This window comes from Kitasatospora sp. NPDC085464, from assembly GCF_044541955.1.
Lineage (GTDB): Bacteria > Actinomycetota > Actinomycetes > Streptomycetales > Streptomycetaceae > Kitasatospora.
On sequence record NZ_JBITTM010000046.1, the window covers coordinates 2,262 to 17,392 of the forward strand.

Here is a 15,131-nt window from a genome sequence, read left to right on the forward strand (position 1 = left end):
CGGCGCGGGGCGGGGGGGGGGGCCGGGGGGGGGGGGGGGGGGGGGGGGGGGGGGGGGGGGGGGGGGGGGGGGGGGGGGGGGGGGGGGGGGGGGGGGGGGGGCAGCGTGGCCGGAGACGGTCCTCAGGTGTTCCCGTACTCGTCGTGGCGGCGTAGCCAGTGGGTCTCCTCGCCCTCTTCGTGCCGGCCCCTCGGCGTCCGGTCGAGGAGGCCGTAGTAGGCCATGGCGGGCTCAAGGCCGCGCGCAGTGGTGACGTACGTCCGGTGGACGGTTCCGTTCGAGAGCGCGTAGACGCTCAGTCCGGGGCCCTCGGTGACGTACCCGAGCACGTCGGTGCCGCACGCCTGCGCCATCTGACGCACGGTCGGCGGGATGTCACCCCGGAGGAACGGCCCCAGCTCCTCCTCGGTGTACTGGAAGCCGAGGTCGCGGTGGAAGTCGCTGCCGGCGGCGGAGATCCAGTCGAAGCGCCAGCCCATCCGTTCGCGGTAGGCGCGCAGCTTGTCGATCGGCGCGCGCGAGGAGCAGATCAGCGTCACGTCGCGGGCTTTCAGGTGGACCGCGTTGGGGCTGAGGGTGTCCGCGATCGATGAACAGACCGGGCATCCGGCCTCGTAGGACGGGCCGAACATGAAGTGGTAGACGAGCAGTTGCGAGCGCCCGTCGAAGAGGTCCGCGAGCGACCTGGTCCCGCCGGCGGTCTCCAAGCCGTAGTCCTTCTCGACCGGCACCCAGGGAAGCTCCCGCCGCTTCCGTGCGAGCTCGTCACCGAGTCGGGTGAGCCTCTTCTCCTCCGCGAGCAGCTCCTCTCGGGCCGCCTGGAACTCCTCCTGCGTGCCGATCCTGTGCTCGGGCATGGCCTTCCCTCCTCTGTGGGAGCAGAACGCCGCATCGCGGCGTGCAGTCGTCCGCGGTGGCAGCCGGAAGTGCCTGCCACCGGCTACCCGCCCGGCCGTACATCCACCGTACGCGCGTGGCGGCGGGCCCTCGCGACCACGCCACACGGCCTGCTCGGCGGCGTGCTCACGCAACGAGGCGGATCGGAGCCGTCAGCCGGCCGGGATTCCGGACTGTGACGCAGGTCACCGACGGGGCAGAACCTGTGCGCCGCAGCGGGCGTCTGGCTGGTGTGAGATCACGCAGGAGAGCATGGGACGAGCTGGACGAGGAACGCCTCGTCCGGCTGGTGGCCAGAGGCGACCGCCGGGCGTTCGACGAGTTGTACCGGCGCACGTCGCCGTGGCTGGCGGTGCGGTTGCGCCGCCGTTGCGCGGACGAGCAGATCGTCGCCGAGGTCATGCAGGAGACCTATCTGGCAGTGTGGCGCGCGGCCGGTGCGTTCGCCGGGAGCGCGGTCGGCGGGACGGCTGTCGGGTGGCTGTGGACGATCGCGGCGCGGCGCCTCGTCGACGCGTTCCGGCGCCGTGCCCACCACGCCGAACCGCCGGCGGCCGCCGCCGAGCGGGCGGTGGTGCCCGCGGCGGAGGAGGAGGCGCTCGCCGGGACGGTCGGCGGCGACGTCGGCGACGCCCTGCGGCGACTGGCGCCGGAACTGCGCGAGGTACTGCAGGCCACGGTGCTCGACGGGCTCTCAGTCCGGGAGACCGCCGTCCTGCTCAGACTGCCCGAAGGCACGGTCAAGACCCGTGCCCGCCGGGCCCGGATCGCGATGCGGGAGGCGCTGGCATGAGCGGGGAACACGCGTCGAGGCGGTTGATCGACGACTACGCACGCGGTGACACGGACATGGCCGCGGACACGGCGTGGGCGTTGGAGGCCCACCTGGAGGCGTGCGCGCCGTGCCGGCGCCACCTGGCGACCTCCGTGACCACCGAGGCGCCCGACGTCGCCGCGCTCCTCGACACCGTCCGGGCCGGTCTGGTACCGCAGCTGGACGCGGCCGTCAGGACGCCTTCGCGGTGGCACCGCCCGAGGTGGGCGTCGGCCTGGCTGACACCGGTCGTGGCGCCATGGCTGGCCATGACCGTCGCCGTCACCCTTGCGGCGCTGCTGCTGGACGCCGTCGCTCCGTCGAGGCTCTTCGGTGACGCCTCGCCGGTGTTGCTGATCGCGCCCGTGCTGCCGATGTGCGGTGTCGCCGCATCGTGGTCGCGCGGCCTGGACCCGGCGTACGAACTGACGGCCTCGACCGCCAGGGCCGGCCTGCCCCTGCTCCTCCGGCGCACCACGGCGGTGCTCCTGGTCGTCCTGCCCGTTCTCCTCGCCGGGGGATGGCTGACCGGGACCATGACGGCCGCGCAGTGGTTGTTGCCCTCCCTGGCCTTCACCTCCACCGCCCTGGCGCTGGGCAGCGTGGTCGGCGTGACCCGCGCCGTCGTCGGGCTGGTGGTCGCGTGGGGCGTTGCCGTGGCACCCGCGTGGGCCACCGGCCGCGTCCCCCTCGCCCTGCAGCTCGTCATCCAGCCAGGGGGGCTGCCCGCGTGGGGGCTGCTCCTCGCGCTCGGCGTCGGTGCCGTGATCGCCCGCAGAAACGCCTACTCAACGCTGTGACACCATCGTCGACCCTCGAAAGGGACCACCGCATGGCACCCCTGATGACCGCGGCTGACACCGCGCCGAAGACCTATGCCTGGGAGATCCGGGCCAGCGGCCTGAGAGTGCGCGTCGGACGGAAGAAGATGGCCGTCGACGGCCTCGACCTCACCCTCGGCACCGGCGCCCACGGCCTCCTGGGGCCCAACGGAGCGGGGAAGACCACCCTGATCCGGACGCTGGCCACCGTGCTGCGCCCCACCGAGGGCGACCTGGAGCTGCTCGGCACCTCCGTGCGTGCGATGGGCGACCACCGGGCCCTGCGCCGCCGGATCGGCTACCTGCCGCAGGAGTTCGGCTACTACAAGCGCTTCACGGTGCGCGAGTTCGTCGAGTACATGGCCTGGCTGAAGGAGGTGCCGAAGGCGGCGGTCCCCGCAGCCGTCCAGCGGGCCGTGGAACGGGTGGGCTTGGCGGACCGCGCCGACCACCGGATGAAGACCCTGTCCGGAGGAATGGTGCGGCGGGCCGGCATCGCCCAGGCCATCGTCAACGACCCCGAGGTGCTGCTGCTGGACGAGCCGACGGCCGGCCTGGACCCGGCGCAGCGGCTGCGCTTCCGCGAGCTGCTCCAGGACCTGGGCCGGGACACGTGCGTGGTCGTCTCCACCCACCTGGTCGAGGACGTCGCAGCCGCCTGCTCGGACGTGGTGCTCTTCGCCGACGGCCGCCTCGTCTTCCAGGGCACGCCGGACGACCTGGCCGCGGCGGGCGGCCCCGAGCACCCCGGCGACAGCCCCCTGGAGCGCGGCTACTCGGCGCTGCTCCGCGACTTCGGCCAGCCGGGAGGCATCTGGTGAACGGGCGTCTCCTGCGCGTCGAACTGAAGCGCTCCGCCGCCCCGTGGGCGGGCGTCCTCGTCCTTCTCGGCAGCCTGGCGGTCTTCTTCCTGATCGACGGGATCTGGTGGAGCGGCACCGCCGGGTGGGTGGCCCAGTGGACCCCCATGGCCATGTGGACCCGCTACCTGCTCGCCCTCTGGTGGCCGCTCGTGGTGGGCGTGGGCGCGGTGTACGGGCTGCGCGACTCCCGCTCGCGGGTGGCCGAACTCCTGGTGACCACGCCGCGGCCGGCCTGGCGTCGCGCGGCGCTGCCGGCCGGTGCGATGGCGCTCACGTTGGCATCGGGCTTCGGGGTGCTGGTCCTCGTGGGCGGAGTCCAGGTGGCCCTCGGCCGGACCACCTACACAACCCTCGGATGGCTGCCGATCTCGCTGGTGGCGGCGCTGGGCCTGGTCGCGGGAGCCGTGTTCGGCATGGGCGTCGCGCGGACCCTGCCCCATGTGCTCACCCCGCCGGCCCTGGTGGTGTGCTTCCTCGTGCTGACGAACCTCCTCCGACCGGCCATGGAGGGTCTCGTGCCGGCGGGCAGGGCGCCGAACCGGCTCGTCCTGCTGTCCCCGGCGGTCCCGGAGCCCCGGGAGATGCTGCTGACCCTGTCCGGCGCCGTGCACGTCGGGCAGACGCTCTGGCTGCTCGGTCTGCTCGCCACCGGCTTCGCCCTGCTGTCGGCCGTGACCCGCCGGGCCCGGCTGCTCGCGATCGTCCCGGTCCTGGCCGGTGCGGCCCTGGCCCTGCCGGTCCTGCCCGGCGCTCCGCGCGACACCTACGTCGTCGACAAGGCCGCTGCCGCCGTGGTCTGCGACGGACCGGTCTGCGCGACGCAGGCGAACCGTTCACGCCTGCCCGAGCTCGCGCTGCGCAGCAAGGAGGCGCTGAGCGTGCTGCACGGCGTCCTGGGCGATACGGCACCGCACGCGGTGCGGGAGGACAACAGGCTGCGCGCGCTCGGCGACGACCGGGAGCTCTCCGACGACGTGGTGCTCGTCGACTTCGACGAACGGCTGTTCGCCGACGCGAAGGGCGAGGCACTGACCCGCGCCCTGATCTCCCAGGGGCTGGCGCCGAATTGCCACGGGAACAACGACCGGGAAGGCGGCGGGAGCAGTGACGTCGCGTCCCAGAGCATCGCCGTGAGCTGGGCCCTGCACGATCCGCAGCTCCGACCGCTGACCGAGAAGGGCGCCGACGCCTACGCGCAGAAGACCTGGGCGGACGCCGACACGGCGTGGCGGAAACTGATGGCGGCATCACCGGACGAGCAGCGCTCCCGGATCCTCGGACTGCGCGCCGCTGCCATCTCCTGCGCGCCGGGCGATCCGCTCCTGCTGCTCGCGGCGGAGGCGTCCCGATGAGGTGGCTGACCCTGTACGCCCGGTCACGGCAGGTACCCGCCTCGGCCGCCGCGGTCACACTCGTGACGCTGACGGTGTGGGCTCTTGTCGAGCCCGGCCCGGCAGAGCTGGCGCTGGCGCTCCTCGTCCTCACCGCGCACGTGGCGTCGGCCTCGGTCGGGCTCGGCGGGCCGGACGTCGTGCTGGAACGGACGGCGGCGATCCGGTGGATGCCCCGCCGAGCGGCGCACGTCCTGCTGATCGGTGCGGTCGCCGCAGTGGCGCTGCTGACGGTCCAGGCGGCGGGAACGAAGCTCGCCCCCACCGGGGTCGTCGTCCGGGACGCCGCCGGGCTGGTCGGGCTGGCCGCTCTCGGGGCCGTGCTGTGCGGTGCACACCTCGCCTGGACCCTGCCGACCGGCTGGCTCGGCCTCACCCTCTTCGTCCCGACCCCGAACGGCACCGTCGGAGAGGTCGTGAACTGGATGCTCTTCCCGCCCGGTACGACGGCGTCGGCCTGGACCGCGTGGGTCCTGCTCGCGATCGGCACCGTGGGGTACGCCGTAGCAGGGCCCAGACGGTGACGGGCACGCCCCGGAGGCCGATTGCGGGGAGCCTGCCATCCGCGCCACCAGGCGGGTCCGTCGAGGGCTCGTCCCGGTGCCGGGGTCAGCCCGGGGCGGGGTGGTAGGCGGTGAGCAGCAGGGCGATGTCGTCGGAGCGGTGGGGGGAGCGCCGGGCCTTGCGCAGCAGGTGGTCGGCGAGTTCGTCGAGGTCCGCGGCGCGGGCGTGGGCCAGTGCGGCGCGCAGCTCGTCGACGCCCAGGTCGAAGTCGCGGCCGCGTTCCTCGACGAGGCCGTCGGTGTAGAGGGCGAGGACGGAGCCGCGGGGCAGGTCCAGTCGGGTCTCGGGATAGCTGCTGGTGCCGACGACGCCGAGGAGCGGGCCGCCGGCCAGCTCCAGCACCTCGGTGCTGCCGTCGGGGTGGCGCAGCAGCGGCGGGCAGTGCCCGGCCCGGACGGCGTAGACGCAGTCGCTGCCGGGCTCGATGCGGAGGTAGCAGCAGCTGGCGAGCAGCCCGGGGTCGAGGTCGGCCAGGAGCCGGTTCGTGCCGGCCAGGACCGCCCCGGGGGAGTGGCCGGCGGTGGCGAAGGCGCGGACGGCGCTGCGCAGTTGGCCCATGGCGCCGGCGGCCGCGATGTTGTGGCCCTCGACGTCCCCGACGACGAGCGCCACGCCGTCCCCGGTGGGGATGACGTCGTACCAGTCGCCGCCGATGTCCATCCCGCTGGTGCCGGGCAGGTACCGGCCGGTGGTGAGGATGCCCGGCAGGACGGGCAGGCGGTGTGGCAGCAGCGCGTGCTGCAGGCCGTGGGCGAGGGCGTTCTTCGCGTCGTAGAGACGGGCGCGTTCCAGTGCCTGGGCGATCAGACCGCTGAGCGCGGTGAGGATGCCGCGGTCCTTGGTGGTGAGGTGGTGGACGTCGTCGAACCCGAGGAGGCAGGCGCCGACGGGACGGTTGGAGGCGATGAGCGGCAGGTAGGCCCAGGCGCCCACGGCTTCGCCGGGTCCTTCCCCGGCCCCGGCCCCGGCTCCGCTGCGGGGCGGCCGGTCGTCGGGCGGGTCGCGCCGGTCCTCGATGAACAGGGGCACGCCGAGGGCAGGCGCTTCCGTACCGGGCAGCGGGGCGTCGAGCGGTCGGCCCTCCAGATGGTGCAGGAAGCGGTCGTGGTGGCCGGTGCGGAAGAGCAGGTGCAGCCGGCCCTCCTCGATGGCGTAGACGGCCAGCTGCTGTCCGCCGAAGGCCGGCAGGAGCTGGGCGGAGACGACCTCGCACACCTCGTCCATGGTGACCGCCGCGGTCAGCGCGCTGCCCAGCTGCATCATGCGGTAGATGGCGCCGAGGCGTGCGGGTGCCGCCAGGTCGGTCGGTGGGTCCTCGGTATCCGCCTCCGCCCCCACCCCCGCCGCCGCTTCCGGCGGCCGAGCCCCCACGGGCGGGCCCGCGGCCTGCGGAGGGGCGGCGGGCGCCACCCTGCCGGTCACGCCGTTTGCATCCGGGTGCAGGGTGAAGGCGAGCCACCGGTCGGGTGGGCGGCGGACCCGGAAGGTGATGGGCTGCTGGGAGACCATCGCAGCCCGGTGCCGGTCCTCGAAGACGGGATCGGACAGCCAGGGGACGACCTCCCACAGGCAGCTGCCGAGCAGCTCCGGGCCGGACACCCCGAGCAACTGCTCCAGGCCGTGATTGGTGTAGGCGACCCGGCCGTCCGGGGTGAGCGAGAAGAGTCCGTCCCGGAGCCGTTGCACCGCGGTGACGGCCGCGGCGCCGGCCCCGATGTCGAGCACGCTGCCGACCAGGTGGGACCGGGCCTCCTCGCCGGGCACCTCCGGTACGCGCCCCCACAGCTCCACCGTGCGGTACCCGTAGGTGGTGCGGACGCGCAGTCGCCGGGCGAGCACCCTGCCGTCCGCACGGGCCGTGCGGGCCGCGGCCCGGAGCGACAGCCGGTCGGCGGGATGGAGCCGGGCGGCCAGTGTCTCGGCGCGGCCGTCGAACGTGCCGGGCATGAGGCCGAACAGGGCGCACAACTCCTCGTCGGCGACCACGGTGCCGGTGTCGAGCCGCCAGTCGAACAGGCCGACCCGCACCGACGGCGCGTCGGGAGCCGGCACCTGGAGGGGGACGGTGCCGGCGTCGCAGTCGAGGGCGCCCCCGCGGGCCCGGAGGTCGGCGAGGGTGGCGCCGAGCCGGCCGGCGATGGCCCGCAGGTGACGGAGCTGGGTCCGGGACAGTCCCGGGTGCCCGGACGCCGCCGCCCACACCACCGCCAGCGCCCCGAGGCTCTCCTGCCCCGCCCGGACCGGCACCGATGCCGAGCCGAACGCGTACGGCAGGGCCACCGCGAGCTGGGGGTACCGGCGTACCGTTTCGGCGGCGTCGGCCAGGTGGACCGTCCGGCCCGAGCGGTAGGCCACCGCCACCGGGATGGGGCTGTTCACCGGGATGAGCCGCCAGCCGCCGAGCAGGGAGGGCGGGGTGCCGCAGGCGGCGGCCAGTACGACGGACCGTCCGTCCCGGGAGCGGAGGAAGACGCTCCCGGAGTGGGCGCCGCTCTCCGCGGCGGCCTTGACCACGGCCGTCACCAGGGCGTCCTCGCACGCGGTCCGCATCCGGTCGGACTCGTCTGCCCCGGGTGCGCGCTCGGGGGCACCGGTGCCCGCCGCGGCGCCCGTGGCCGTACGGGCCGCCGTGCTCCCGTGCGGTCCCGCCCGTTCGCCGGGGTCGTGCCGGTTCATGCTTCCCCGTCTACGTCCGGCCGACGCCACTGTCAAGCGGGGCCGGTGCGTGGCCGGCGGGTGCGGGCCGGGCGGGCATCGCCGCAGCCCGGCCCGCACCGGCCGGCCGACCACCGTCAGCCGGCTACCGTCAGCCGACCACCGCCGGGGAACGGGGTGCCTCGGACGCGGCTGCCGGCCGGTAGTGCTCGGTGTGCCCCTCGACGTGGAGCTGGGGCAGCCGACGGTCCAGCCAGGACGGCAGCCACCAGTTGCCGCGTCCGAGCAGGTGCATCACGGCCGGCACCAGCAGCAGCCGGACCAGCGTGGCGTCGATCAGGATGGCCGATCCCATCCCGACCCCGATCACCTTGATCGGCAGGTCGGGGGACGGGACGAAGGCCGCGAACACGGCGACCATGATGGCCGCCGCTGCGGTGATCACCCGCGCGGTGCCCGCCAGTCCGCTGACGATGGACTCCGCGTTGTCGCCCGAGTGCAGCCAGGCTTCGCGCATGCGACTGACCAGGAACACCTCGTAGTCCATCGAGAGGCCGAACAGGACGGCGAAGGTCAGCACGGGGACGAAGGCGGGCAGCGGGGTGGGGTTGTCGATGCCGATCAGCCGCCCGGCGGTGCCGCCCTCCAGGACGAGGGCGACCACGCCGTACGCGGCCCCGACCGAGAGCAGGTTCATCACGGCGGCCTTGAGGGCGACGGCCAGGCTGCGGAAGGCCACGAGCAGCAGGAGCATCGAGACCGTGACCACGCCGCCGACGAGCAGCGGGATGCGGCGGGCGATGTTGTCGGTGCTGTCGATCGCCGTGGCGGTCGCCCCGCCGACGTGCACCCGGACGCCGGGGCCGGCGGCGGGGATGACGTGTTCGCGGAGGTCGCGGACCAGGGCCTTGGTCGCCGTGCTCTGAGGCCCGCCGTCCGGTACGACGGTCAGCAGCAGCGAACGCCCGTCGGAGCCCGGCACCGGAGGGGTGACGGCCGCGACGCCGGGCGCCGCCCGCAGCGCGGCGGGCAGCGCGGCCGTCGCGTCGGCGGGGGCGTCCGGCGACACCTCGGCGACCAGCAGCAGCGGCCCGTTGCTGCCCGGCCCGAAGCCGGCGGCCACCGAGTCGTACGCCAGCCGGTTGGAGCGTCCGGCGGGGTCGTTGCCCGCGTCGGGGAAGCCGAAGCGCACGCCGAGGAACGGCGCCGCCAGGGCCAGCAGCACGACGACCCCGATGACGGCACCGAGGACGCGGTGGCGTTCGACCAGTCGGCTCCAGCGCAGCCAGCCGGCGGCGACCGGGCTCCCGGGCTGCGCGACGCGGCGCCGGGGCAGCGGCAGCCGCAGGCGCTCGATGTGCCGCCCGAGGTAGCCGAGCAGGGCGGGGAAGAGGGTGGCGGACGCGGCGAGCACCACGAGCACGGAGAGGATGGCCGAGACCGCGGCACCGCGCATGAACGACAGGCCCATCGCGAACAGCCCGAGCATGCTGACCACCACGGTCATCCCGGCGACCACGACCGCGCGGCCGGCGGTGTCCAGCGCGGCGACCGTGGCGGCCTCGGGTGCCAGCCCCTCGTCGCGCCACTCGCGGAACCGGGTGACCAGGAGCAGCGCGTAGTCGATGCCGACGCCGATGCCGAGCATCGCGGCGAGCGAGGTCGACCAGTCCGGCACCGGCATGACCGCCGCGAGGACCGGCAGCAGGGTGCTGCTCACCGCGAGTCCTCCGAGCGCCGTGAGCAGCGGCAGGCCGGCGGCCACGACCGAGCCGAAGGTGAGCACCAGGATCAGGGCGGCGGCCGCCATGCCGATGCCCTCCGAGCCGATCGAGCCCTGCTCGGCCTGCTGGACCGTCATGCCCCCGAGGTGGACGTGCAGTCCGCCGTCGGCCGGCCGGGCGAGGTCGAGCAGCCGTCGGGTGTCCGCCTTGGGCATGTCGGGGGCATTGGCGACGTCGAGGTGGATCTGTCCCAGGGCGGTGCGGCCGTCGGCCGACACCTTGCCGCGCGGACCGTACGGGTCGTCGATGCCGCTGACGTGCGGCACCTCGGACATCCGGGTGAGCAGGCCCTGGACGCGGGCGCGGCTCGCGTCGTCGGTCACGCCGTTGTCGGAGGTCAGCACCAGGCTGATCGTTTCGCCGCCCAGCCCCGGGAAGTCCTGGGCCAGCAGTTCCTGGGCCTGCTTGGAGTCCGAACCGGGTGCGGAGTAGTCCGCGCTGTACTTCGAGCCGAGGCCGACCGAGAGCCCGAGGGCCACGCCGGCGGCGAGCAGCCACAGCAGCACCGTGCGGCCGCGGTTGCGGAAGCTCCAGCCGGCTATTCGGCCCAGCGGGCCGGGCCGGTGCGGCCCGGCGTCACCGGCGGCCGTGCGCCGGTCGCCCTGCGGTCCCTGGGACATGGGGTCCTCCGTACGTCGTGCGGGGCTCCGCCCCAGCAGAGCGTTACGCTTCATAACGCTTCTGATGTGGCGTAACGTTTCCTGCGACGGGTACGGATTGTCAATGCCGTGACTGCCGCACGGAGCCGATGGAGACGCGATGACGAGCGGGGCGGCCGGGGTGAACAGGACGAACGGGTCGAACGGGGTGAGCGGCGGGCTGAGCCGCCGTGAGCGGGTGCGGGCCGGCACCGTGGAGGAGATCAAGCACGCGGCCCTCGGCCTGATCGTCGAGCACGGCAGCGCCAACCTCCGCTTCACCGACATCGCCCGGAGCATGGGCATGACCCCGCCCGCGCTGTACCGCTACTTCGCCGACCGGGACGAGCTGCTGACCGCCCTGGTCGCCGATTCCTACGACGGCCTGTCGGGCGCGCTGGCGGCGACGCGGGACACCGTCCCGCCGGAGGACCTGGACGGTCGCTTCCTGGCCACCTGCACGGGCTACCGCGCGTGGGCGCAACGGAACCCGGAGCGCTTCGCCCTCATCTTCGGATCCCCGGTGCCCGGGTACGCGGCCCCGGAGGACGGCCCGACCGTGGCGGCCGGCCGGCGGGTGATGGAGCACGTGGCCGAGATCGTCGCGGACACGGCCGAGCGCGGCCGGCTCGGCAGCCCGCTGGTGCCCGACGCCGGGGAGGCGATGCTGCTGGCGTGGGCCACCGTGCACGGCTTCGTCACCCTTGAGGCGCACGGGCACTTCGACTCCCTCGACCGGGAGGCGCGGGACCGCCTCTTCACCGCCCAGGCGCGCCTCGCCGCGCGCACCGCGGGTCTGGCACCGCCCGAGGACCGGCCGTGACCGCGGCCGGAGCCCGGTGTCCCGGGCCCCGGCCGCGTGCGGTGCTACCGGCGGATCACACGGTGAGCTGTCGCCGGTCGATCACCGTGCGGAGCTTGCCACTGGTGGCCGTCCGCTCGAAGGCCCCGCTGCCGGCCGTCTCGACCGTGAAGTCGAGCAGGTCCTCGTCCACGGCGGAGGCGAGCTCGGCGATGGCGGCCGGGAAGGCGGCCGCCGCGGCCGCGGGGTCGGGGGCGTACCTCTCGTCGAGGCGGACGGTGACCCGCTCCCGGCCGTCGCCGGCGTCCAGGATCAGCTGCAGCTCGCCGCGGTAGCCGAGGCGCTCCTCCGCCACCGCGATGAAGCGCCGGACGTTGAGGAAGTACGTGCCGACCCGGACGACGTCCCCGTACCGGCCGAGGAGTTCGATCCGCGGGGTGTGGCTGCCGCACGGGCAGACGCCCTCGACCGAGCGGCCGAGGTCGCCGATCTGGTAGCGCTCCAGGCGCTGCCCGGCACGGGTGCGGCTGGTGAACACCAGGCGGCCCGGCTGACCGGCGGGGGCCGGGCGGTCGGCCTGCGGGTCCAGGATCTCCAGCGTGTGCAGGTCGGTCAGGACGTGGTGGACCGAGCCCTCGGCGTGCGTGCACTGGTAGCCGAGCGGCCCCAGGTCGGTGCTGCCGTACGCCGCCGAGCGGATCACCTCGACGCCGAACTCCTGGGTGAGCACCCGGCGTTGCTCCGCCGTGAAGTGCTCGCCGCCGTAGAACACCTTGCGGATCCCGCCGTAGGCGCGCAGTGCCGCGCCCTCGGCGTGGAACAGCTGCCAGAGGTAGGAGGGCATGCCGAACACCGCGTCGGCGCCGTGCGTCACCAGCGCCTCGGCGGTGGCGGCGTGGTCGGGGCCGGCGGCGATGGGCAGTTGGGTGGCGTTGAGGCGTTCCAGGATCGAGAAGAAGCTGATGAAGCTCCCGTACATGCCGCCGCAGTAGAAGAGGTTGGCGGCGCGGTCCCGGGCCGGGTCGAACCCGGCGGCGAGCAGGCCGTCGGCGGCGGCCCGCATCTGGGTGTCGTAGTCGGCGTTGGTGAACACCGACAGGGCCGGGGCGCCGGTGCTGCCGCCGCTGCGGAAGTACAGGTGGGCGTGGGCCGGTTCGAGGGTGCGCAGCTGCTCCTGCACGCCGGCCTTGTCGAGCAGCGGGCCGCTCGGAGCGGCCGGGACGACGGCGGGCGCCGCCAGGTCGTCCAGGCAGGCGGTGGTGGTGAAGGCCTCGTCCGCCCGGACGCTGACGCGCCGGCTGTAGCGCTGGAGCGCGTAGACGCCGTCGTGGGGCTCGCCGTGGTAGCTGTCGAGCATCCCGCCGACCGGGGTGACCCGCAGCGCGCCCGCGGCGAGTACGGCCTGCGACAGCCGGGCGACGTCGGCGCGGCTGCCGCCGATCGCGGCGGTCTGCAGGTAGCGGCGCATCGGGCGCAGCACGGTCATCACGGCGGTGCGGGGCAGCGGCTTGACCCAGACGCTGCGGTTGAGCGGTGAGGCCGCCAGGGCCGGGCGGGTGTCGGCGAGGACGCGCCAGGACCCGTCCTCGGCGGCGATGACCCGGGTGAGGCCGAGGTGTTCCTCCAGCCGCGCGACGAGTTCGGTGGTGGTGATCTCGGCGTGCTCGGCCGGTTCGAGCTCGGGCCGGGGCAGCTCGGCGGAGGTGGCGGCGAGGTGGGCCGCGAAGCGTTCGGCGAACGCGAAGACCTCGGCGTGGTCCTCGGTGTCGAGGTAGACCACCTGGGGGCTGGAGCAGGCCTGCTGCTCGAAGCGGCAGACGTCGGCGGCGAGCGCGTCCAGCGTCGCCCCGTCCGACCAGGCGTCACGGGTCAGGTAGGCGAAGGAGATCCGGTGGCCCCACTCGATCAGCCGGCAGCCGGCCGGCACCAGCTCGGCGACCGAGCGGACGGCGTCCTCGCCGCCCCAGACCGCCACCGCGTCGGCGGACGCGCACAGCAGGCGCAGCCACGCGGTGCGGGCGGAGGAGAAGCGCAGCACGACGATGCGGCGGGCCAGGGTGCCGGTCGGGTCGGCGCCGGCCAGCTCGGCGAGCAGGTGCTGGGCGAGCAGGGTGTCGCCGCTGCTGGTCTTCAGCACGTTGAGGTTGCCGGTGAGCAGGCCCTCGATGACGCTCAACGGCGCGACGGCGGCCGCGTTGCCGGGGGCGATGTGGACCAGCAGCCCGACCGGTGCCCAGGCCTCGAAGGTGGTCTCCCGGGCGTCGGGCCGGGTGAGGCGCTCGGGGTGCAGACCGCCGAGTTCGCGCCGGAGCTTGCGCTCCAGGGCCGGGCGGCTGATCGCGTCGGCGATCTCGGAGAGGGTCGCGGCGGCCTCCTCCGGGTCGGTGCCGCCGTCGGTCAGCACGCCGAGCAGGCGGGCGCGGACGGGGCCGTCCGGCGCGCCGAGGGCGTCGGCGAGGTGCCGGCAGGCGCTCAGCACCAGTTCGGTGGGCAGCGGTTCGGCGAGGGTACGGGCGGCGAGCTCCGGGAGCTCGGCGAGCCGGCGGGCGGCCTCCTCGTCGTCGACGAACGAGCCCTGCCAGAAGTGCACTCCGGCCGCCGCGAGTTCGGGGTTCACGGCCTCGGACTCCACGGCCCCGGGGTTCACGACCCCGGGGTTCACGGCTTCCCGGTTCACGGCTTTCGGGTTCAGGGCCTCGGGGTTCATGGTTTCCGGGTTCACGACAGTCCCTTCAGGAGTTCGGCGGCGGCCGCCGCGCAGGTGCGGTTGCGGCTGACGCCGGCACGCCCGTGGACGGTGAACCACGGCGTGGGAAGCGGGCAGGGGCACTCCTGCGCCGGGTGCAGCGAGGCGAGGTCGCCCATGACGACGCTCTGCGCCGGCACCGAGGTGATGTACGGGGAGACCAGGTGGAGGAAGCCGCGTTCGCCGAACGGCAGCGGCTGCAGGGTGCGGGTGTCGCGCACCGCGGCCCGCGACCAGACCGGGACGTGCAGACGGTGGTGCTCGCACTCGATGTACGGCACGCAGTGCTCGACCGAGCCGAAGGTGTCCCGGATCCGCTCCGACGGGACGCCCAGCTGCTCGGTGACCGCGGCGTAGAACTCGTCCTTGCCGATCTGCCGGTCGGTGTGCCCCTTCCAGCCGCCGCCGAGCAGGACCAGCGAGCCGGCCGGCAGCTGCAGCGGCGGCAGGCCGAGGGTCCGCATCCGTTCCAGGGTGAAGTGCAGGAACGCGGGGAAGCCGAGGATCCGGACCGGCAGGCCGTCCTCGGCGTAGCGCTGCAGTGCGGCGATGCAGCCGTGGACGTCGAACTCGTGGCCGCCGCCGGTGTGCCGCAGGGCGTGCGTGGTGTGGTGGGCCGGGGCGAAGTCGCAGAGGTAGTTGTCGGTGAACGAGGTGCCGAGCTTGAGCTGCGGGGCGGGCTCGTAGCTGTAGAGCAGGTAGTTGACCGGCTGGTCGGGGGTGATCCAGCCGTAGTGGTCGAAGATCCGGGCCACCATGCGCTGGGCGGACCGGATCGTCCACGCGTCGAAGAACATCTGCGACTTCTGGCCGGTGGTGCCGGAGGAGGTCAGGTGGAGGAAGACCTCCTCCCGCGGGATGGAGAGCACCTCGTGCCGCTTGAAGAAGTTGGCGTGCACCAGGGGCGTGCGGACGTCCTCGCCGACGGTCGGCGCGGCGGCCTCCGCCGGGCCGTCCAGCAGGGAGCGGTAGAACGGCGAGCGCTGCGCGTGCCAGGCGTGGCTCTCCGCCATCGCGGCGGCGAACAGGCGGTCGGTCTCCGGCCCCGCCGCGTACGGGGCGGCCAGGTCGCACAGCTGCTGGACGTGCGGGAGCGCGGCGGGGTCCGGGACCTCGACGGGCGCGAGATGGATGTTCACGGGGCAACCTCGGGATC

At 74.4% G+C, this 15,131-nt stretch carries 11 protein-coding genes; 6 read left to right on the top strand and 5 right to left on the bottom strand.

All coding sequences use genetic code 11. The features are described 5' to 3' along the window. Positions 1-122: 122 nt before the first annotated feature. Positions 123-857 carry a DUF899 domain-containing protein gene (locus tag ACIGG8_RS33025; protein WP_396552346.1) on the bottom strand — a complete coding sequence of 245 codons (735 nt, stop codon included), beginning with the start codon at positions 855-857 and terminating at the stop codon, positions 123-125. A gap of 272 nt (positions 858-1,129) precedes the next feature. Here ACIGG8_RS33025 and ACIGG8_RS33030 point away from each other — a divergent pair, with 272 nt between their 5' ends. Genes ACIGG8_RS33030 through ACIGG8_RS33050 form a run of 5 tightly spaced genes read left to right on the top strand, consistent with a single transcriptional unit; the run spans position 1,130 to position 5,310 of the window. Continuing rightward, on the top strand, positions 1,130-1,690 hold the full coding sequence (locus ACIGG8_RS33030; protein ID WP_350524407.1) for an RNA polymerase sigma factor: 561 nt from the start codon (positions 1,130-1,132) through the stop codon (positions 1,688-1,690). Next, positions 1,687-2,511, top strand: coding sequence for a zf-HC2 domain-containing protein (locus ACIGG8_RS33035; protein ID WP_396552347.1), 825 nt, complete (start codon positions 1,687-1,689; stop codon positions 2,509-2,511). Before ACIGG8_RS33030 ends, ACIGG8_RS33035 begins: the two co-directional genes overlap by 4 nt. Positions 2,512-2,543: 32 nt before the next feature. Then, a complete protein-coding gene (locus tag ACIGG8_RS33040) occupies positions 2,544-3,353 on the top strand; it encodes an ABC transporter ATP-binding protein (RefSeq protein WP_396552348.1) in 810 nt (269 codons plus the stop codon). Further along, positions 3,350-4,747, top strand: a complete 1,398-nt coding sequence (locus ACIGG8_RS33045) for a hypothetical protein (protein ID WP_396552349.1) — start codon at positions 3,350-3,352, stop codon at positions 4,745-4,747. Before ACIGG8_RS33040 ends, ACIGG8_RS33045 begins: the two co-directional genes overlap by 4 nt. Beyond that, the gene (locus ACIGG8_RS33050; protein ID WP_396552350.1) at positions 4,744-5,310 is read left to right on the top strand and encodes a hypothetical protein; all 567 of its coding nucleotides are present in this window, start codon (positions 4,744-4,746) and stop codon (positions 5,308-5,310) included. Before ACIGG8_RS33045 ends, ACIGG8_RS33050 begins: the two co-directional genes overlap by 4 nt. 85 nt (positions 5,311-5,395) lie before the next feature. On the opposite strand, the gene ACIGG8_RS33055 is transcribed toward ACIGG8_RS33050, so the two are convergent. Further along, positions 5,396-8,026, bottom strand: coding sequence for a SpoIIE family protein phosphatase (locus ACIGG8_RS33055; protein ID WP_396552351.1), 2,631 nt, complete (start codon positions 8,024-8,026; stop codon positions 5,396-5,398). A gap of 130 nt (positions 8,027-8,156) precedes the next feature. Next, entirely contained in the window at positions 8,157-10,409 is a 2,253-nt protein-coding gene (locus tag ACIGG8_RS33060; protein ID WP_396552352.1) for an MMPL family transporter, read from the bottom strand. A gap of 139 nt (positions 10,410-10,548) precedes the next feature. On the opposite strand from ACIGG8_RS33060, the gene ACIGG8_RS33065 reads away from it, so the two are divergent. Next, on the top strand, positions 10,549-11,250 hold the full coding sequence (locus ACIGG8_RS33065) for a TetR/AcrR family transcriptional regulator (RefSeq protein ID WP_396552353.1): 702 nt from the start codon (positions 10,549-10,551) through the stop codon (positions 11,248-11,250). Positions 11,251-11,305: 55 nt separating this feature from the next. Here ACIGG8_RS33065 and ACIGG8_RS33070 read toward each other — a convergent pair whose 3' ends face one another. Both ACIGG8_RS33070 and ACIGG8_RS33075 read right to left on the bottom strand, forming a co-directional pair. Beyond that, positions 11,306-13,951, bottom strand: coding sequence for an acyl-CoA reductase (locus ACIGG8_RS33070; protein WP_396552354.1), 2,646 nt, complete (start codon positions 13,949-13,951; stop codon positions 11,306-11,308). Further along, positions 13,948-15,114, bottom strand: coding sequence for an acyl-protein synthase (locus ACIGG8_RS33075; protein WP_350524416.1), 1,167 nt, complete (start codon positions 15,112-15,114; stop codon positions 13,948-13,950). Before ACIGG8_RS33075 ends, ACIGG8_RS33070 begins: the two co-directional genes overlap by 4 nt. Positions 15,115-15,131: the final 17 nt, after the last annotated feature.